Here is a 19242-nt window from a genome sequence, read left to right as displayed (position 1 = left end):
GTAGAGAATTCGAAAACTCATTTGATTGCTACCCCAAAAAGACAGTGTATGAGTTCTATATTAGGGAGTCTACAGGAGGTATGAAAATTAGGCAAAAAGAACATAATGCAATTCATGTTAGCCTATTTTCTAATAGTGGAAGTTATGTTACACTTTACTTAAGGAATTTTACGCCAGAGGATTTGGTGGCTGTGATGAACTCATTAATCAAGCAGAAGAAAGATCTTGGATATGAGCGGTTGATTTGCTTGTTATCAGAGCTCAAAAATGATGAACGCTTAAGTTTATTGATGAAGTTATCCAAAATGAAATAAACATACTGGGACCAAGCAAACTGCACTCCAAAAGTTAGACAGAAAAAAACTAACTTTTGGGGTGTAGTTCAGTCCCTCTTCCTTTAAAAATCCGAATCATCATTTTTATTTCAAATAAGGTAGTGATTCGGTTGATTTATATTGCGATGTAGTGAAATTTAGAATCTCAAAAATCGCTTTGAATCAAGGTCTATACCGTCTAGTTACGTGTAGTGAATCCCTATTTTACTTCTATAAATAACAAACAGGGCAGAGCATTGTATCATATAGAAATTTCAATGTTCTTAAGTGGTGGAACTAGTCAGTCCGCTAAGTATAATAAGAAAAGTAGAAAATCCTATAAGGATATTGATAACATAGTTGATTTTGGTAGGCCTGTTTACATAGTTCCCCATATGTTCCGACATAGTTTTGTTTCAGTCCTGGCTGATAAGAATGTGAACCTAAACTTTATTCGAGAGTTTGTGGGACATTCAGAAGATAGCAGAGAAGTAGAAAAATCTATCTTCATGTTATGCAAAAAAGAAAACATAAGATTGAACAAACTATGATAGATTTGGCTGAAATCATAAAATGAGTAATAGTTGCAGTTATTGATTCAGTTTTATTCAAAAAATGATATGATAGTGATATAAAGTATCAATTAGGTGTAGGTATGATAAATAGACAAGCTAAGAAGTTTTTTGATTATTATTTAAAAATAGTTGCAACAGAAGAATATCAATCTTATTATCAAAGAAATGAGCAGGAAGGATTAGAATTTCATAAAAAGTACATTGAAGAAAAACACCCCGAATGGAGGACACGGACAGACTATTTTGATGAATTCTCAATTGGCGAGTTTATTATTTTAGATACACTTTCAAATGAGGGTGTTAATAAATTAACGAAGCGTTTATATTCGTTACCAAAGTCGAAATTTAAAGTGACAAATTATTATAAAAAACCTACTATATTTAAAAAATACGACTATGTCCATTTAGAATATTTAAGGCATGGAGTCGGAATTTTTGCTGAAATTGAGATAATTGGAGATAAATTTTTCAGCAGTATTGAAATAAGTTGGGCGACGGTAAATAATTATTATGCTATTTTTCAATATAGATTTCATTTCAAACAAGTATTGACAGAGTCTAATCTTCAATTATTTATTTCTGATAATATCAATAACTTGAGTAAAAAAGATTACATTAATTGGTATATTCTGGATGATAAGGACGATAAACTTAATTATCTAGCTATTGATCAGATGACAAATGAACTTCCTTCTTTGATATGTCAACATTACATAACTACGTTTTTATATAGCGAAAATGGGAAAATGAACAAATTAATTAATCTAACAGTTGCTTTTCGAAAAGAAAAAGTTGATATAGATAAAACATACTTCGGGGATATTAGTTATAGTCTATATAATAATAAAGGTAATTACTATATTTCAAATAGTTTTAATGATAGCGATTATGTTCTATACTCAGGAAATAATTTCATTCCTAGATTTAGTATTTTAGGGTCTATATCGCAATATGGGAACGAGCTCTATTACTTATTATTTGGAGAGCGAGAACTTCACATTTTTGAAAGAGATTTTTCGAAATATGTATCAGGAAGAAAGAACATAATGTTTAATAAAAATTTTTTAAACCTTTTGAAAAAGATACAAAGCCTATCGGAGTCAGAAAACAGAATAGATATTTCTAATTTTAAAAAAGACTTTGAAGATTCTTGGACTATATTTGTATCAAATGACGAAGTTCAACTAGAAAATTTATTTCATAAAAATCTGTCATATTATCGAAATGTAATTAAAGAAAATTATTCCTATTTGAATATGCTTACAGAGATAAATTACACAAAGGCAAATACCATAAGTTCTATCGTTGCTACGATAGTCTCCATCATTGCTACCATTATATCTGTTATTGCTCTCCTAAAGTGATATAATCAGTTAAAATTCAGTTGTTTTGCTAAAATTAAAAGAAAAAAGCCTTTGAAATGCTGATTTCATAGGCTTTTAATATATCTAATCACTTCACTTCTGTAATTATCAAGTATTACAATCTATATTTCTTTTAATATTTTACCAAATAATTCTTCTAGCTTCCCTAAGTCTCCATAGACAGTTCCGTCCATATAAAGGTTGTAAACTTCATCATCTTGTTCCACTCGTATTTGTGCAGAATATCCTTTTGATAGTGCTAAGGAACGAATAACTTCTCGTTGAGTTCGTCCATTTCCTTCTCGAAAGGGATGGAAATAATTAAGATTATCAAGAATTTTTGCTAAATGTTTAATGATTTCATCTTTTGAGTTGGCAGTTTGATGATAGGAATGAATGAGATGATTTATATAAGTTTCAGCAGCATTAAACGACTGTATCGACATAAAAGGATTACCACTTTTAGAGATATTCACCTTGCGATATTGTCCTGACCAGGCATAAACATCCTGAAACAAATAGTTATGAATGGCTAAAATATTACTCATGGAATAGACTTCAATGGCTTTCAAGCGCAAGTCTGCAAGTCTTTTAGTAACGAATAAGTGTTCATTCCGATAGGCTTCTTCAATATTTGTAACATTTTGTTTGTTGATTAAGACTGTGGAATTTGGATAGGTATATTGGTGATTAGGGTCAATGTACTTATAGCCTTCGTATTGATTTTTAACCAATATTCAATTCCTTTCGTCTATTGACAACATAAGTTTTTAAATCAATCACATCTTGAACAGTAGGTTCATAATTTTCAATCATTGATGATCCAATAGCATACCAGACGGTATCGAAATCTGAAAAATTATCAAAAGGAATCCCTAAAATTGTTAATTCTTCTTTATTTACATCAAGAGTCATGTCACATCTCCTTATATAATGTTACCTTTATTATACCATAAAATCGGTATTTTTACCTAAAGGGATAGAGACTATAAGATATATTATGTTTAATGTAGATTTATGATAAAATAGTTTTATTATGAAAAGAAATAACAGAGGTATAGCATGGAGCCATATATTACAGAAGCTTTAGTAAAAGCAGGGATTGAATTGGGAACTCTAACATTTAAGGGAACAACAACACTAGTGAATAGTAAAATTCAATCATTAAAGGAAGAACGTAACGCCGATAAATTACGAAATACTTATGATGAAATTGTAAATGAGTTACTTTCGGAACGAGAACAGGCAATCAGAATTGCTCAGGCATATAAAGAAGAATATGAAAAAGTACATATTGATGATAAAGATATTGAGTATTTGCACAACACTTTAGAACGGGTTATTTCTCTTCTATCTTCATTTACTAATGTTGAAGATGGGAAAGAAGATTCAATGAAACAATTGGTTGCTCTACTTAATAAGGATGCTTTAAAGACTATGCAACTATTAGGATTTAATTACAAGGAGGCAATAGGAGAACCTTTAACGGAGGTTTGCTCAAATGCTATAAGAAATACATTAGGAAGTCTATCATCTAAGAAAAACGTACGTAACAAAAAATAATTGAACCAATGGTGTGAACTTTTTGGTAAAATCTAGCTCAATTTGTGTATTTTTAGGGTAAAATTCACACCATTCAACTGAAATTGATTCAAATTAGATGAAATTTTGTTTTCTGTAAATGTGGGAAAACATTGATTTTAAGCGGATATTGAAACTTATTCAAATAAAAGTGTTTCCAACCAGGTCTTAAGAAAGCTCGTAAAGCATCACAATTTAGTAAACGTTAATTCGAAAGAATTACTATACTTCCAAAGAGCACCTTTTGGGGTGTTCTTTTTTGTTCAGAAAGGATAAGACTATCTGTTAAAATTTGATTTTCCCAGTGGACAATCGTCTACTTTTTTTATATAATAAAACTAAATCAAAATGGTTGAGTTTGAAAAGTGACTAAACTAAAGATTAGTCTTTCTAAGGGAGATAATATCCATTAAAGCATCATAATAGGAGGTGAAGTATGTATCAGCCAGAAAAACTCAAGGCTCGGAGGAAAGAGTTAAAACTAACACAGAGGGAAATTGCAGAGGAGTTGGGGATTAGTTTTCAGGCTTATTCGGCTTGGGAACGTGGGGTCAAGGAACCATCCAAAGAAAAGGTGGCCCAGCTAGAAAATATTTTAAAAGTACCCAAGGGCTATTTCACCCAGATAGAGATTGTCCGTATCTACCATAGCCTCTCCAAGCAAGGGAAGGAAAAGGTTGTACTCTATGCTCGCAACCTAGCTCAAGAGGAACAAGCCCAGAAAGTGGCGACCATGCCAGAGCGGCTTTACGAGTACCGTGTCTACGAACGTATGTCAGCAGGTATTGGGGCTTCGGTTTACGATGACCAGAATTTTGATACGGTTTACTTTAATGAGGAGTTGGCTCATGATTTTGCGTCCTGGGTGTCTGGGGACTCCATGGACCCCAAATACCAAAATGGTTCGGTGGCCCTAATTCGAGAGACAGGATTTGACTATGATGGGGCGGTTTATGCAGTGGTTTGTAACAATCAGACCTATATCAAGCGGGTATATCGAGAGGAAGATGGCCTGCGTCTGGTCTCTATCAATCCTAAATACAAGGACATTTTCATCTCCTATGAGGAAGATCCTCGGATTGTAGGGATTATCGTTGGGAACTTTGTGCCAATGGAGGGCTAGCCTATGGGCTACTTTGATTATTCCAGAGAGCCTAAAAGTGACATTGCCTTTGTTGATATGAAATCATTTTATGCCAGTGTCGAGTGTGTGAAAAGGGGCTTGCATCCGCTGAAAACTTCGCTTTGTGTCATGAGTCGCGCGGATAATTCAACTGGCCTGATTCTAGCCTCCTCTCCCCTCTTTAAGAAGATTTTTGGCAAGTCAAATGTTGGCCGGGCTTATGATTTGCCTTTTGATATTAATACCCGCAAATTTTCCTACTATAATGCTCGAAAGCAAGGGTTACCTACCGATTCAGACTATGTTCGCTACATCGAAGATTGGGCTCAAGTGACCTTGATTGTGCCTCCTAGGATGGATGAGTACATAGCGGTCAATATGGAAATCCAACGAATCTTTCAAAATTATGGCAGTCCAGATGATATTTATCCCTACTCTATTGATGAGGGCTTTATCGACCTGACTAGTTCACTTAATTATTTCATCCCAGATAAGAGTCTCTCTCGCAAAGACAAGCTGGATTTGCTTTCTGCTCGCATTCAGAGGGATATTTGGAGGCGGACAGGGATTTACTCTACAGTGGGCATGTCAAATGCCAACCCTTTAATGGCCAAGTTGGCTCTGGATAATGGAGCCAAGCACACTCCGACCATGAGGGCCAACTGGTCTTACCAGGATGTGGAAGAGAAGGTCTGGGCCATTCCAAAGATGACGGATTTTTGGGGAATTGGCAGGCGGATGGAGAAACGCTTGCATACTCTGGGGATTTTTTCCATCAAGGAATTGGCAACCAGCAATCCAGATCAGCTAAAGAAAGCTCTCGGTCAGGCTGGCCTGCGTTTGTGGTTTCATGCTAACGGGATTGACGAGAGCAATGTTCATAAGTCCTATAAAGCTAAGTCCCAAGGTTTGGGAAATTCTCAAATCTTGCCGAGAGACTACGTGAAGCTAAGGGATATTGAAATTATTCTCCGAGAAATGGCTGAGCAGGTGGCTATTAGATTGAGAAGGGCGGGTAAGAAAACAACTCTTGTCTCTATCTATCTTGGTTTCTCTAAACAGGAGGTCAGGCCGTCTATTCACACACAAATGAAGGTCGAACCTACCAATAATACTGCGGTCTTAACGGATTATGTTTTGAAGCTATTTCATAATAAATACACTTCTGGAGCGGTTAGAAGTGTCGGAGTCAACTATTCAAGCTTTGTAGACGAGTCCTTTGGTTTTATATCTCTCTTTGATGATGTTGACAAGTTAGAAAAAGAAGAAAGGCTCCAGACGGCTATTGACTCTATTCGGGAAGAATTTGGTTTCACCTCCCTTTTAAAAGCCAATGCACTAGAAGAAACCTCTAGGAGCCTTGCCAGAAGCAAGCTGATTGGGGGACATTCTGCTGGAGGATTAGATGGATTAAAATGATTGATCGTTCTTATTTACCTTTTCAATCTGCGCGAGACTATCAAGATCCAGGTATGCAGAAGTGGATGGGATTTTACCTTTCAGAACATACTAGTTCGCTGAGTGAAGAAAAAAATCGGGTTGATTTTTCAACGGATTTGGCCCCAGTTGAGAAGTTACACCTGCTTTCTCAGCTTTATGTTGGCCAACTAAAGGGAAGTTTTGTGGTCAAGGAAAAGAAGCAGAAAACCACGATTATCGGTGAGGTGAGAGAGTTATCACATCAGATCCTATCTATTAGGACAAATGAGGGATATAAGCTGGTAGAGATTGCAGATGTCCTCGAAATTCGACTGTGGGAGGAGGAACTTTATGACTAGAAAAGAGCTGTATGAAAACAAGCTACAGATGGATTATTTTTCAGATAACTATATTCGTTTTGAAGAGGATTTTCAAAAATACTCTGCCATGAACATCCCCTTGACTTTTTTGATTGATGACATCCTACGAACCATGGCGATGAATCAGAAAAACTACTTTGTCTTAAACAAGGAAAATGCCAAGGATGGGCGGGAGCATCGCTTTTATTTTAGGGTGGTAACGGAAAAAGCGTGTCCCAGAAATAGAACCTATGTATATGCTGGGGTTAAAAATAGTGGTCAGTAGTGCCTGTCTGTGGTAAATGTATCATTTTTCAACACGTCATGTTTCCTATCATGAGGTGTTTTTCTATTTAGGTCAAAATTAATCAAAAAATCTCACTATTCATTAGGCTAAAGGAAACCTAAGCATAGCGAGATTGTAAATTATAGTAGGGATTGTATCGCCTCTTCAATTTGTTTTGGGTCTGTTTTTGAAGAGAAGCGTTCAAAGACTTGCCCATCTCGACCGATGAGAAACTTAGCGAAATTCCATTCGATTCGTTTTCCTAGTGGGCCAGATTTTTGGTCTTTTAACCAAACATAGAGAGGGTCTGCCTCCTTGCCGTTGACCTTGATTTTTGCAAAACGTGGGAAAGTGGTTTGATAGTGTAGGCTACAGAAACTGTTGATTTCCTCTGCGCTGCCTGGTGCTTGTCCCATAAACTGATTGCAAGGGAAGTCTAAAATCTCAAAACCTTGGTCTTGATAGCGGTCATAGAGTTCTTGGAGACCTTGGTACTGGGGCGTTAAACCGCATCCAGTAGCAGTATTGACAACCAAGAGAACCTTACCACGATAGGCATCTAGTGAGGTTTCTTGATTGTCTTGGTTCAAAACGGAAAAATCGTAAAGTGAAGTCATTGATTGCTTTTCTCCTTCTGTTTGGTATTTTTAGGAGTTTTCTCCTCTTGTAGTGATAGAAATCCGTAGGTCAGGGTTCCGAAGATACTACCGATAATCAACCCATACATCAGGAAAGGAACACTTTTATCGAATTGCATGAGCAACTTCCCAAAATCTGAAAGGGACATCTGCTGAACGAAGACTTTATGAAAGATGAGTAAGGTAAAGAGACCGATCTGAATACCGATAAACACAATCCAACTCCGAAATTTGATTTGGCCTTTGCTGTAGGTTTTGAGTATGATTTCTGACTTGTCATCTTTTTCCAGATGGAGTTCTTTGACGGCTCTCTGAGTTTTTAAGGTAATGAAATAAATAAGGCCAAAGAAAACGTAGGGCATGGCATAGCGAACGGCCTCTATGAAGCGTCCAAATAATAGATAAAACAAGAAGAGGAAGAAGGAAGAATAAACGATTTGAACCATGGAACGGGCACAGGCTTTGTAGATAATCTCTTGTCGGCATTCATCAAAAGGGCCTTGGATGTGAAAGAGATTTCGAAGTAGGCGAGTGGTTAAGTCTTCTTTTTTCATATTAGTAACCTCCTAAATGAGCGACTTTACTGACTTTCTTTTACGAATTGATAGAGATAATAAAGATAAGTGATAGAAGAAAGGATTGCGATGGTGAACAGTAAATAGTATTTCCAGCTGATTGAGATGAGCATCAGTTGTGGCAAAGATATAATCATAAAGCATAGTGCTAAGTTGAGTATGCGTGTTTTTTGGGAGTCAATCTTTAGATAAGTTAGTCCTTTGTTGAGGGCTGGAATAAAGACTAGAAGGAGGAGTGTCTCGCTGATTGGCAAGTTCCCTGAAACGATGATGAAGATGAGCAGAGAACTGAACAAAAGATGATAGGTAAGTAAAGTTACTAGTGATTTCATAGGTACCTCCTAATCCTGGTCTTTTTTAGCTCTTGCAATACGAAGTGAGTCGACAATATGCATCATCACTCCGAAAAAGAAAGCTCCCAGTATAGTTTTAAAAATATGTTTTGTATTTAGAAGAGAACTGATAAAATTTGGATTTTCACTTGTTAGGGTATCGATGAGTGGACTTATAAAAAATATCACTGTTCCATAAATCGAACCTGCTTTCAGACTAGGATAACGTAACTGTTTCTGTTCTTTTTTCATAGTTTCCTCCTAATCCTCATCTTGATCTTTCTTAGCTTTAGCAATGCGACGGGAGATGAGAAACTGTATACTTGCTCCGAAGAAGATAGAACCGAGAATACTTGCTACACCATTTCTTATAGTGAGAAGAGACTGAAGATAGTCCTGACTCTCACCTAACAGTATATGAAGAAGAGGAGTTATAAAAAACATCCATAGACCAAAGAACAAACCTGCTTTAAGACCAGGGTAATGTAGTTGCTTACTTTCTTTCTCAGTCAGCATATCTGGTTCAATAGTTGTAATCCCTGTTTTTTTCATTTGGTAGGTAAGATAGCCAGCAGCGATGAGGGCAATCCCTAAAATCAGAGGAGGATAGACCAGAGCCACTTCTTGAGGATATTTATAGGCCAGAAGGAGTGGGATAAGATTTCCAAAAAGCATCAGATAAAAGAGGACGATAAAGACTTGATTGCCGATACGATCGGCCTCGCGCCGTTTGTATTCATCAAGGGGATCAGAAATAGCGTATGTGCGTTTGATAAGTTTTTCAGTGAAGGTTTCTTTTTTCATAAGTTTACTCCTTTTTTAAAAATCTTCCTCCCAAAAGAGACTGTTGAGGTCAGTTTGGAGGCTGCGAGCGAGATTGAGACAGAGTTCCAGAGTTGGATTGTACTTGTCGTTCTCAATCATATTGATAGTCTGTCTCGAGACACCGATATCCTTGGCTAGCTCGAGCTGGGAAATGCCTAGTTCCTTGCGAAATTCTTTCACACGATTCATCTGTTCTCCTTTCTGCTTTGTGTCGTATATATTTGACTATATTATATTCTTCTATGAAGTGAATGTCAAGCATATTTGACATATTCTTAAAGAAATCTTACTTTTTTTGGCCTATTTGTCTGACTAGTGCAAGCTGGTCGGATTTGTGGTAAAATAGATAGGATATGACAAAAGAATTTCATCATGTAACGGTCTTACTCCATGAAACAATTGATATGCTTGACGTAAAGCCTGACGGTATCTACGTTGATGCGACTTTGGGTGGAGCAGGCCATAGCGAATATTTATTAAGTAAATTAAGTGAAAAAGGCCATCTCTATGCCTTTGACCAGGACCAGAATGCCATTGACAATGCGCAAAAACGCTTGGCACCTTACATTGAAAAGGGGATGGTGACCTTTATCAAGGATAACTTCCGTCATTTGCAAGCACGTTTGCGCGAAGCTGGTGTTCAGGAAATTGATGGAATTTGTTATGACTTGGGCGTGTCTAGTCCTCAATTGGACCAGCGTGAGCGTGGTTTTTCTTATAAAAAGGATGCGCCACTGGACATGCGCATGAATCAGGATGCTAGTCTGACAGCCTATGAAGTGGTGAACCACTATGACTATCATGACTTGGTTCGTATTTTCTTCAAGTATGGCGAGGATAAATTCTCTAAACAGATTGCGCGTAAGATTGAACAGGCACGTGAAGTCAAGCCAATCGAGACAACGACTGAGTTGGCAGAGATTATCAAGTCTGCTAAGCCTGCAAAAGAACTCAAGAAGAAGGGGCATCCTGCTAAGCAGATTTTTCAGGCTATTCGAATTGAAGTCAATGATGAACTGGGAGCGGCGGATGAATCTATCCAGCAGGCTATGGATATGTTGGCTCTGGATGGGAGAATCTCAGTGATTACCTTTCATTCCTTGGAAGACCGCTTGACTAAGCAGTTATTCAAGGAAGCTTCAACGGTTGAAGTTCCCAAAGGTTTGCCTTTCATCCCAGATAATCTTAAGCCCAAGATGGAATTGGTATCCCGTAAGCCAATCTTGCCAAGTGCAGAAGAATTAGAAGCCAATAACCGCTCGCACTCAGCCAAGTTGCGCGTGGCCAGAAAAATTCACAAGTAAGAGGAAAAAATGGTAGATAAGAAAGAAACAACCAGTCAATTCTTGCAGAATCGTATAAAAAAATTCTCACGTGTGGAGAAGGCTTTTTATCTTTCCATCGCTTTTACAGCTCTTGTTTTAGCAGTGAGCATTATCTTTATGCAGACACGGCTCCTGCAAGTGCAAAGTGATTTGACAAAAATCAATGCGCAGATAGAGGAGAAGAAGACAGAGCTCGATGACGCCAAGCAGGAAGTCAATGAATTGATTCGTTTAGAGCGCTTGAAAGAGATTGCAGATAAAAAAGATTTGAAATTGAATAATGAAAATATCCGAACAGCGGAGTAAGATATGAAATGGACAGAAAAAATAACCCGATTTGCGATAAAAAATCGTAAATCTCCAGCAAAAAACCGTAGGATAGTTGGCAAGTACCTCAGCTTTGTAGCTGTTGCTCTTTTCGCCCTCTTTTTGGCCAATTTTGCGTATATTATCGCAAAAGGTAATATATTTGGTACTGACTTGGTGAAAGAGGCTAGAAAAGTTCACCAAACAACCCGAACAGTTCCTGCCAAACGTGGGACTATCTATGACCGAAATGGAGTGCCTATCGCTGAAGATGCGACCTCTTATAACGTCTATGCTGTTATTGATAAAAAATACAAGTCAGCAACGGGTAAAATTCTTTATGTAGAGGATTCTCAATTTAATAAGGTAGCTGAAGTCTTCCATAAGTATTTGGATATGGATGAAGCTTATGTGAAAGAACAACTGGGTCAACCAAATCTGACCCAGGTTTCCTTTGGTGCAAAAGGAAATGGGATTACCTATGCCAATATGATGGCTATAAAAAAAGAATTAAAAGATGCTAGTGTGGAAGGAATTGACTTTACAACGAGCCCTAACAGAAGCTATCCAAATGGCCAATTTGCTTCTAGTTTTATTGGTTTAGCCCAACTTCATGAAAATGAAGATGGCAGCAAGAGTTTGTTAGGAACTTCTGGTCTTGAGAGTTCGTTAAATACTATTCTTGCTGGTACAGACGGAATTATTACCTATGAAAAAGACCGTGTAGGAAATATCGTACCAGGTACAGAACAAGTGTCGCAACAAACTGTGGATGGCAAGGATGTTTATACAACATTGTCTAGCCCGCTCCAATCTTTCATGGAAACTCAGATGGATGCCTTTCTACAAAAAGTAAAAGGTAAGTATATGACCGCGACCTTGGTCAGTGCAAAGACCGGTGAAATCCTCGCTACCACCCAACGACCTACCTTTAATGCAGATACTAAGGATGGTATCACCAAAGACTTTGTTTGGCGTGACATTCTTTATCAAAGTAACTATGAACCAGGATCAGCCATGAAGGTTATGACGTTAGCTTCTTCTATTGATAATAATACCTTCCCAAGTGGAGAATACTTCAATAGCAGTGAATTAAAAATAGCGGATGCGACGATTCGAGATTGGGATGTTAATGATGGTTTGACTACTGGTGGGATGATGACTTTCTCACAAGGTTTCGCTCACTCCAGTAATGTTGGAATGAGTCTACTTGAACAAAAAATGGGAGATGCTACTTGGTTGGATTATCTAAACCGCTTTAAATTTGGGGTCCCAACTCGCTTTGGTTTGACAGATGAATACGCTGGTCAACTTCCAGCTGATAATATTGTCAATATTGCCATGAGTGCATTTGGTCAGGGAATTTCTGTAACGCAGACCCAGATGCTACGTGCTTTTACAGCCATTGCCAATGATGGTGTTATGTTAGAGCCTAAATTTATTACGGCCTTGTATGATCCAAATGATCAAACCGTTCGTAAATCTCAAAAAGAAATTGTTGGAAATCCAGTTTCGAAAGATGCGGCTAGTCAAACTCGGGCTCATATGGTCTTAGTAGGAACGGATCCTACATATGGAACTATGTATAATCATAGTACAGGAAAAGCAACTGTCAATGTTCCAGGTCAAAATGTAGCCCTCAAGTCTGGTACGGCTCAAATCGCTGACGAGAAAAATGGAGGCTACTTAGTTGGTTCTACTAACTACATTTTCTCAGTTGTGGCTATGAACCCTGCTGAAAATCCTGATTTTATCTTGTATGTAACGGTTCAACAGCCTGAACATTATTCAGGTATCCAGTTAGGGGAATTTGCCAACCCAATTCTTGAAAGAGCCTCTGCTATGAAAGAATCTCTCAATCTTCAATCTCCAGCTAAGAATTTAGACCAAGTGACGACAGAATCTTCTTATGCAATGCCTAGCATCAAGGATATTTCACCTGGCGATTTGGCGGAAGCCCTACGCCGAAATATTGTGCAACCAATCGTTGTCGGTACTGGAACAAAGATCAAAGAGTCTTCTGTGGAAGAAGGAAAAAATCTTGCACCAAACCAACAAGTTCTCCTTTTATCGGATAAGGTAGAAGAAATTCCAGATATGTATGGTTGGACAAAAGCAACAGCAGAAGCTTTTTCTAAGTGGTTAAATATAGAACTTGAATTTGAAGGTTCAGGCTCTACTGTGCAGAAGCAAGATGTTCGTGCTAATACAGCTATCAAGGACATTAAAAAAATTACATTAACTTTAGGAGACTAATATGTTTATTTCCATCAGTGCTGGAATTGTGACATTTTTACTAACTTTGGTAGGAATTCCGGCCTTTATCCAATTTTATAGAAAGGCGCAAATTACAGGCCAGCAGATGCATGAGGATGTCAAACAGCATCAGGCAAAAGCTGGCACGCCAACTATGGGGGGACTTGTTTTCCTCATTGCTGCAGTTGTGGTGAGTCTCCTTGTTGCTCTTTTTTCAAAACAATTGACCAATAATGTGGGAATGATTTTGTTCATCTTGGTCCTTTATGGACTTGTCGGATTTTTAGATGACTTTCTCAAGGTCTTTCGTAAAATCAATGAGGGACTTAATCCTAAGCAAAAATTGGCTCTTCAGCTTTTAGGTGGAGTTATCTTCTATCTTTTCTATGAGCGTGGGGGCGATATGCTTTCGGTCTTTGGTTACCAAGTGCATCTAGGGATTTTCTATATTGTCTTCGCTCTTTTCTGGCTAGTCGGTTTTTCAAATGCAGTCAACTTGACAGATGGTATTGACGGTCTAGCTAGTATTTCAGTTGTGATTAGCTTGTCTGCCTATGGAGTTATTGCCTATGTGCAAGGTCAGATGGATATCCTTCTAGTGATTCTTGCCATGATTGGTGGTTTGCTCGGCTTCTTCGTCTTTAATTATAAGCCTGCTAAGGTCTTTATGGGAGATGTGGGAAGTTTGGCCCTAGGTGGAATGCTGGCAGCTATCTCTATGGCCCTCCACCAAGAATGGACTCTCTTAATTATCGGAATTGTTTATGTCTTTGAAACAACTTCAGTTATGATGCAAGTCAGTTATTTCAAACTGACAGGTGGTAAACGTATTTTCCGTATGACGCCTGTCCATCATCATTTTGAGCTTGGGGGATTGTCTGGTAAAGGAAATCCTTGGAGCGAGTGGAAGGTTGACTTTTTCTTTTGGGGAGTGGGACTCCTAGCAAGTCTCCTGACCCTAGCAATTTTATATTTGATGTAAAAATGGCACCCTGACATTTCAGGGTGTTTTTGCATTTAAACACTTAATGGAAATCAAAGAGTAAACCAGGAAGCCAGCCACAGGCTGCTCAAAGTACAGCTTATACTCAATGAAAATCAAAAAGCAAACTAGGAAGCTAGCCGCAGGTTGCTCAAAACACTGTTTTGAGGTTGTGGATAGAACTGACAGAGTCAGCTCAAAACACTGTTTTGAGATTGCAGATGGAATCTGAAGTGCTTTGAAGTGATTTTCGAAGAGTATAAAAAATATTGGTCAGTTAAAGTCAAATCTCTTGACCTTTTCTGACTAATGTAGTATATTATGAACGTAAGGTAAATGAAAGCCTTACTAGAACGCTTATTTAAAGTGAAATAGAAAGAGGTGGGTCTATGTTTAATCTAGAAATCTTCAGAAGTAAAGATAGTCTACTCCTGCTTGAAAAAGAAAAACCAGAAATAGTACGTAGAGTAGCGATTTAGCTAGTCTAAATTTTTTAAAACAAAGGTCAAAGATAGTCAATATCAGTAATCATAACTAAGTGAACAAAATGAGGTAAAGAATATGAGTAACAACTTTAATAATTTTAACAACATGGATGATTTATTTAACCAATTGATGGGTGGTATGCGAGGATACAGTTCTGAAAATCGCCGCTACTTGATTAACGGACGTGAAGTGACACCAGAGGAATTTGCTCACTATCGTGCAACTGGTCAATTACCAGGCAATGCAGAAACTAATGGACAAATGCCACAACAGGCTTCAGGAATGAAGCAAGATGGTATCCTAACTAAACTAGGTCGTAACTTGACAGCAGAAGCGCGAGAAGGTAAGTTAGATCCTGTTATCGGACGAAACAAGGAAATTCAAGAAACATCTGAAATTCTTTCGCGCCGTACCAAGAACAATCCTGTTTTGGTAGGAGATGCAGGTGTTGGTAAGACAGCAGTTGTTGAAGGACTAGCGCAAGCTATTGTAAATGGTGATGTTCCTGCTTCCATTAAGAACAAGGAAATCATCTCAATTGATATTTCAGGACTTGAAGCGGGAACTCAGTATCGAGGAAGCTTTGAAGAAAATATTCAAAATCTAGTCAATGAAGTAAAAGAAGCAGGGAATATTATCCTCTTCTTTGATGAAATTCACCAAATTCTAGGTGCTGGTAGCACTGGTGGAGACAGTGGATCTAAGGGGCTTGCAGACATTCTCAAGCCAGCTCTCTCTCGTGGAGAATTGACCGTGATTGGGGCAACGACTCAAGACGAATACCGTAACACGATCTTGAAGAATGCAGCCCTTGCTCGTCGTTTCAACGAAGTCAAGGTCAATGCTCCTTCAGCAGAGGATACATTTAAAATCCTTCAAGGAATTCGTGACCTCTATCAACAACACCACAATGTCATCTTGCCAGATGAAGTCTTGAAAGCAGCAGTGGATTATTCTGTTCAGTATATTCCTCAACGTAGTTTGCCAGATAAGGCTATCGACCTTGTCGATGTAACGGCGGCTCACTTAGCCGCTCAACATCCAGTAACAGATGTTCATGCTGTTGAACGTGAAATTGAGGCAGAAAAAGACAAACAAGAAAAAGCTGTTGAGGCGGAAGATTTTGAAGCAGCTTTAAACTATAAAACACGCATTGCAGAATTGGAAAAGAAAATCGAAAACCACACAGAGGATATGAAGGTGACTGCAAGTGTCAATGATGTGGCCGAATCTGTAGAACGAATGACAGGTATTCCAGTATCGCAAATGGGAGCATCAGACATTGAGCGTTTGAAAGATATGGCTCATCGCTTGAAAGATAAGGTAATCGGTCAAGACAAGGCGGTAGAAGCGGTAGCTCGTGCTATCCGTCGTAACCGTGCCGGTTTTGATGAAGGCAATCGCCCAATCGGTAGCTTCCTCTTCGTAGGTCCAACTGGGGTTGGTAAGACAGAACTTGCTAAGCAGTTGGCGCTGGATATGTTTGGGACCAAGGATGCGATCATCCGTTTGGATATGTCTGAATACAGTGATCGCACAGCCGTTTCTAAGCTGATTGGTACAACAGCAGGCTATGTGGGTTATGATGACAATAGCAATACCTTAACAGAACGTGTGCGTCGCAATCCTTACTCTATCATTCTCTTAGATGAGATTGAAAAGGCGGATCCTCAAGTGATTACTCTTCTCCTCCAAGTCTTGGATGATGGTCGTTTGACAGATGGTCAAGGAAATACAGTAAACTTCAAGAACACTGTCATTATCGCGACATCAAACGCTGGATTTGGCTATGAAGCCAACTTGACAGAAGATGCGGACAAACCAGAATTGATGGATCGTTTGAAACCTTACTTCCGTCCAGAATTCTTGAATCGCTTTAACGCTGTGATTGAGTTCTCACACTTGACTAAGGAAGACCTTTCTAAGATTGTGGACTTGATGTTAGCAGAGGTGAACAAAACTCTTGCTAAGAAAGATATTGACTTGGTGGTGAGTGAAGCTGCCAAAGAATATATGACAGAAGAAGGTTATGATGAAGTCATGGGTGTTCGTCCACTCCGTCGTGTGGTTGAACAACAAATCCGTGATAAGGTGACAGATTTCCATTTGGACCATCTTGATGCTAAACACCTAGAAGCTGATATGGAAGATGGTGTTTTAGTCATTCGTGAAAAAGCCTAAGACAAAATTTTGAGAATAAAAAAGAAGGAGCCAGCTGAAAAAACTGGTTCCTTTTTGTGTTTATACTCTTCGAAAATCTCTTCAAACCACGTCAGCGTCGCCTTACCGTACTCAAGTACAGCTTGCGGCTAGCTTCCTAGTTTGCTTTTTGATTTTCATTGAGTATTAGATCACATGACGCTCAAAAGCATCATCTGAAATCCCTTGTTCCAAGATGAGTTTCGCCCATTCTTTAGCAGAAAAGAGGCTGTGGTCCTTATAGTTTCCGCAAGATTCGATGGTTGTTCCAGGGACATCTTCCCAAGTAGTAGTCTCAGCGATTTCCTTGAGCGAATCCTTGATAACGGCCGCGATTTCAGCACTGGTGTGGCGCCCCCACATAATCATGTGGAAGCCTGTGCGGCACCCAAATGGTGAACAGTCAATCATGCCGTCAATGCGGGTACGGATAAGCTTGGCCAAGAGGTGCTCGATAGTGTGCAAGCCAGCGGTAGGGATAGAGTCTTCGTTTGGTTGCACCAAGCGAATATCATAATTGGAGATGACATCTCCCTTTGGTCCTATTTCTTCCCCAATCAAGCGAACGTAGGGTGCTTTAACAATAGTGTGGTCAAGTTCAAAACTTTCAACAATAACTTCTTTTGACATGGTAAATCCTTTCAATTTTCTTCTTTCATTATATCATAAAGCCAGCTCTTGAGACAGAGAGAAAACCTCTCCGAGGGTGGAGAGGTTCGAATCGTTACTTACGATACAAGCGGTCGTATTGATAGTAAGGGTCAAAGGTTACGTTGATCCCTAATTTACGAAGGACATTCTTGTCTTCATCTGTCAAGATGATGGTTGAGTGAGCTTCGCTTCCTTTGAGGTTGCCAAGTTCTTCCATAGCGCGAGCAGCATCAGGATTTTCCGTAGCTGTGATAGCCAGTGCAATCAGGATTTCATTTGAATGCAGGCGAGGATTGCGGCTGCCGAGATGATCGATTTTAAGACCTTGGATTGGCTTAACAACTTCAGGTTCGATTAGTTTCACTTCTTTAGCAATATCAGCTGACTTCTTGATAGCGTTGATAAGAGCAGCTGCTGTAGGGCCAAAGAGTTCTGAGTTCTTACCTGTGACAATTTCCCCATTTGGCAATTCAAGGGCTAGGGCTGGTCCGCCAGTTTCTTCTGCTTTTTGACGCGCAACAACAGCAACCTTACGGTCTGCAGGTGTGATACCGAGGTCGTTCATGAGCAACTCAATTTTCTTGACAGCAGATTCCCCAACTTTTTCAGCCTTGAAGTCAAGAACTGTTTGATAGTAACGGCGGATGATTTCTTGTTTAGAAGCTTCGATAGCAGCCTCATTATCTGTAATAGCAAAGCCAACCATGTTGACACCCATGTCTGTTGGAGAAGCGTATGGAGACTCCCCAAGGATACGTTCCAACATGCGTTTGAGAACTGGGAAAATTTCGATATCACGGTTGTAGTTGACAGTGGTTTCTCCGTATGTTTGGAGATGGAAGGGGTCAATCATGTTGACATCATCAAGGTCAGCTGTGGCAGCTTCATAGGCCAAATTGACTGGATGATGAAGGGGAAGATTCCAAACTGGGAAAGTTTCAAATTTAGCGTAACCAGACTTGATACCGTTGATTTGGTCGTGGTACATATTGGACATACAAGTTGCCAATTTTCCAGAACCAGGTCCAGGAGCAGTTACGACGATCAAGTTGCGACTAGTTTTGATGTAGTCATTTTTTCCCATGCCTTCTGGAGAAATGATGTGATCCATATCCGTCGGATATCCTTTGATTGGATAATGAAGATAAGAATCAATTCCATTTTTCTCAAGTTGGTTGCGGAAGGCATCTGCAGCAGGTTGACCAGCGTATTGTGTAATGACAACGGAGCCAACGAAAATTCCTAATTCATTGAATTTATCAATCAAACGAAGGACTTCTTGGTCATAAGAAATGCCCAAGTCACCACGTGCCTTGGAATGTTCGATGTTGCTAGCATTAATGGCAATCACAACTTCAACTTGCTCTTTCAATTCTTGCAAGAGCTTGATTTTGTTGTCAGGCTCATAACCAGGAAGGACACGAGCAGCGTGGAAATCTTCTAACATTTTGCCACCAAACTCTAAGTAGAGTTTGCCGTCAAATTGGTTAATGCGCTCCAAAATGTGGTCGCGTTGTAGATTCAAATATTGTTCAGAACTAAAAGCTTGTTTTTTCATTTTTTTACCTCTGACCTCTATTATAATAAAAAATTGGAAGTTAGGAAACTATGGAGTTAAAAAAGGAATCAAAAAGATTAGGCAAACG

General features: G+C 38.9%; 23 protein-coding genes. 13 read left to right on the top strand and 10 right to left on the bottom strand.

The features are described from left to right. Window positions 1-80: 80 nt before the first annotated feature. From QM959_RS01475 to QM959_RS01465, 3 genes are all read left to right on the top strand, one after another. Entirely contained in the window at window positions 81-314 is a 234-nt protein-coding gene (locus QM959_RS01475; RefSeq protein ID WP_414370931.1) for a hypothetical protein, read from the top strand. Between the two features lie 278 nt (window positions 315-592). After that, on the top strand, window positions 593-865 hold the full coding sequence (locus QM959_RS01470) for a tyrosine-type recombinase/integrase (RefSeq protein ID WP_414370929.1): 273 nt from the start codon (window positions 593-595) through the stop codon (window positions 863-865). Between the two features lie 104 nt (window positions 866-969). Further along, the gene (locus tag QM959_RS01465) at window positions 970-2253 is read left to right on the top strand and encodes a hypothetical protein (RefSeq protein ID WP_414370927.1); all 1284 of its coding nucleotides are present in this window, start codon (window positions 970-972) and stop codon (window positions 2251-2253) included. Window positions 2254-2375: 122 nt separating this feature from the next. On the opposite strand, the gene QM959_RS01460 is transcribed toward QM959_RS01465, so the two are convergent. After that, window positions 2376-2987: a Fic/DOC family protein gene (locus QM959_RS01460; protein WP_125404371.1), complete on the bottom strand. Its 612-nt coding sequence runs from the start codon at window positions 2985-2987 to the stop codon at window positions 2376-2378. After that, window positions 2980-3168: a hypothetical protein gene (locus QM959_RS01455; protein ID WP_000171300.1), complete on the bottom strand. Its 189-nt coding sequence runs from the start codon at window positions 3166-3168 to the stop codon at window positions 2980-2982. The genes QM959_RS01460 and QM959_RS01455 overlap by 8 nt, the downstream gene beginning before the upstream one ends. Before the next feature lie 147 nt (window positions 3169-3315). Here QM959_RS01455 and QM959_RS01450 point away from each other — a divergent pair, with 147 nt between their 5' ends. From QM959_RS01450 to QM959_RS01430, 5 genes are all read left to right on the top strand, one after another. Next, window positions 3316-3816 (top strand): hypothetical protein, encoded by a 501-nt coding sequence (locus QM959_RS01450; RefSeq protein WP_414370925.1) that lies wholly within the window; start codon window positions 3316-3318, stop codon window positions 3814-3816. 454 nt (window positions 3817-4270) lie between these two features. Then, the gene (locus QM959_RS01445; RefSeq protein WP_414370923.1) at window positions 4271-4957 is read left to right on the top strand and encodes an XRE family transcriptional regulator; all 687 of its coding nucleotides are present in this window, start codon (window positions 4271-4273) and stop codon (window positions 4955-4957) included. 3 nt (window positions 4958-4960) lie between these two features. Continuing rightward, the gene (locus QM959_RS01440) at window positions 4961-6376 is read left to right on the top strand and encodes a Y-family DNA polymerase (RefSeq protein WP_414370922.1); all 1416 of its coding nucleotides are present in this window, start codon (window positions 4961-4963) and stop codon (window positions 6374-6376) included. Then, window positions 6373-6735, top strand: a complete 363-nt coding sequence (locus tag QM959_RS01435) for a hypothetical protein (protein ID WP_247935654.1) — start codon at window positions 6373-6375, stop codon at window positions 6733-6735. Before QM959_RS01440 ends, QM959_RS01435 begins: the two co-directional genes overlap by 4 nt. After that, on the top strand, window positions 6728-7021 hold the full coding sequence (locus QM959_RS01430) for a DUF5960 family protein (protein ID WP_414370920.1): 294 nt from the start codon (window positions 6728-6730) through the stop codon (window positions 7019-7021). The genes QM959_RS01435 and QM959_RS01430 overlap by 8 nt, the downstream gene beginning before the upstream one ends. A 140-nt stretch (window positions 7022-7161) precedes the next feature. On the opposite strand, the gene QM959_RS01425 is transcribed toward QM959_RS01430, so the two are convergent. Genes QM959_RS01425 through QM959_RS01400 form a run of 6 tightly spaced genes read right to left on the bottom strand, consistent with a single transcriptional unit; the run spans window position 7162 to window position 9580 of the window. Beyond that, the gene (locus QM959_RS01425) at window positions 7162-7638 is read right to left on the bottom strand and encodes a glutathione peroxidase (protein ID WP_414370918.1); all 477 of its coding nucleotides are present in this window, start codon (window positions 7636-7638) and stop codon (window positions 7162-7164) included. Continuing rightward, complete coding sequence (locus tag QM959_RS01420) at window positions 7635-8213, bottom strand: DUF3278 domain-containing protein (protein WP_414370917.1); 579 nt, start codon at window positions 8211-8213, stop codon at window positions 7635-7637. Before QM959_RS01420 ends, QM959_RS01425 begins: the two co-directional genes overlap by 4 nt. 26 nt (window positions 8214-8239) lie before the next feature. Continuing rightward, on the bottom strand, window positions 8240-8566 hold the full coding sequence (locus tag QM959_RS01415; RefSeq protein WP_414370915.1) for a hypothetical protein: 327 nt from the start codon (window positions 8564-8566) through the stop codon (window positions 8240-8242). A 9-nt stretch (window positions 8567-8575) separates the two neighbouring features. Continuing rightward, window positions 8576-8818, bottom strand: a complete 243-nt coding sequence (locus QM959_RS01410) for a hypothetical protein (protein ID WP_414370913.1) — start codon at window positions 8816-8818, stop codon at window positions 8576-8578. A gap of 9 nt (window positions 8819-8827) precedes the next feature. Further along, window positions 8828-9370: a DUF3278 domain-containing protein gene (locus QM959_RS01405; RefSeq protein ID WP_414370912.1), complete on the bottom strand. Its 543-nt coding sequence runs from the start codon at window positions 9368-9370 to the stop codon at window positions 8828-8830. A gap of 15 nt (window positions 9371-9385) precedes the next feature. Further along, entirely contained in the window at window positions 9386-9580 is a 195-nt protein-coding gene (locus QM959_RS01400) for a helix-turn-helix transcriptional regulator (RefSeq protein ID WP_001082472.1), read from the bottom strand. 164 nt (window positions 9581-9744) lie between these two features. Here QM959_RS01400 and rsmH point away from each other — a divergent pair, with 164 nt between their 5' ends. From rsmH to QM959_RS01375, 5 genes are all read left to right on the top strand, one after another. Continuing rightward, a complete protein-coding gene (rsmH, locus tag QM959_RS01395; RefSeq protein ID WP_414370910.1) occupies window positions 9745-10695 on the top strand; it encodes a 16S rRNA (cytosine(1402)-N(4))-methyltransferase RsmH in 951 nt (316 codons plus the stop codon). A gap of 9 nt (window positions 10696-10704) precedes the next feature. Further along, window positions 10705-11022 carry a cell division protein FtsL gene (gene ftsL / locus QM959_RS01390; protein WP_414370908.1) on the top strand — a complete coding sequence of 106 codons (318 nt, stop codon included), beginning with the start codon at window positions 10705-10707 and terminating at the stop codon, window positions 11020-11022. A 3-nt stretch (window positions 11023-11025) separates the two neighbouring features. Further along, entirely contained in the window at window positions 11026-13278 is a 2253-nt protein-coding gene (gene pbp2X, locus QM959_RS01385) for a penicillin-binding protein PBP2X (protein WP_414370906.1), read from the top strand. A gap of 1 nt (window position 13279) precedes the next feature. Further along, window positions 13280-14260 (top strand): phospho-N-acetylmuramoyl-pentapeptide-transferase, encoded by a 981-nt coding sequence (gene mraY / locus QM959_RS01380; RefSeq protein WP_414370905.1) that lies wholly within the window; start codon window positions 13280-13282, stop codon window positions 14258-14260. 561 nt (window positions 14261-14821) lie between these two features. Beyond that, the gene (locus QM959_RS01375; RefSeq protein WP_414370903.1) at window positions 14822-16927 is read left to right on the top strand and encodes an ATP-dependent Clp protease ATP-binding subunit; all 2106 of its coding nucleotides are present in this window, start codon (window positions 14822-14824) and stop codon (window positions 16925-16927) included. A 165-nt stretch (window positions 16928-17092) separates the two neighbouring features. On the opposite strand, the gene QM959_RS01370 is transcribed toward QM959_RS01375, so the two are convergent. Next, window positions 17093-17575, bottom strand: a complete 483-nt coding sequence (locus QM959_RS01370; protein WP_125827416.1) for an S-ribosylhomocysteine lyase — start codon at window positions 17573-17575, stop codon at window positions 17093-17095. Between the two features lie 94 nt (window positions 17576-17669). After that, window positions 17670-19154, bottom strand: coding sequence for a DUF1846 domain-containing protein (locus QM959_RS01365; protein WP_414309365.1), 1485 nt, complete (start codon window positions 19152-19154; stop codon window positions 17670-17672). Window positions 19155-19242: the final 88 nt, after the last annotated feature.

The organism is Streptococcus mitis, assembly GCF_047459985.1.
Lineage (GTDB): Bacteria > Bacillota > Bacilli > Lactobacillales > Streptococcaceae > Streptococcus > Streptococcus mitis_DZ.
The sequence above is the reverse complement of the archived record's forward strand: the minus strand, read 5'-3'. Positions and strand labels throughout refer to the sequence as shown.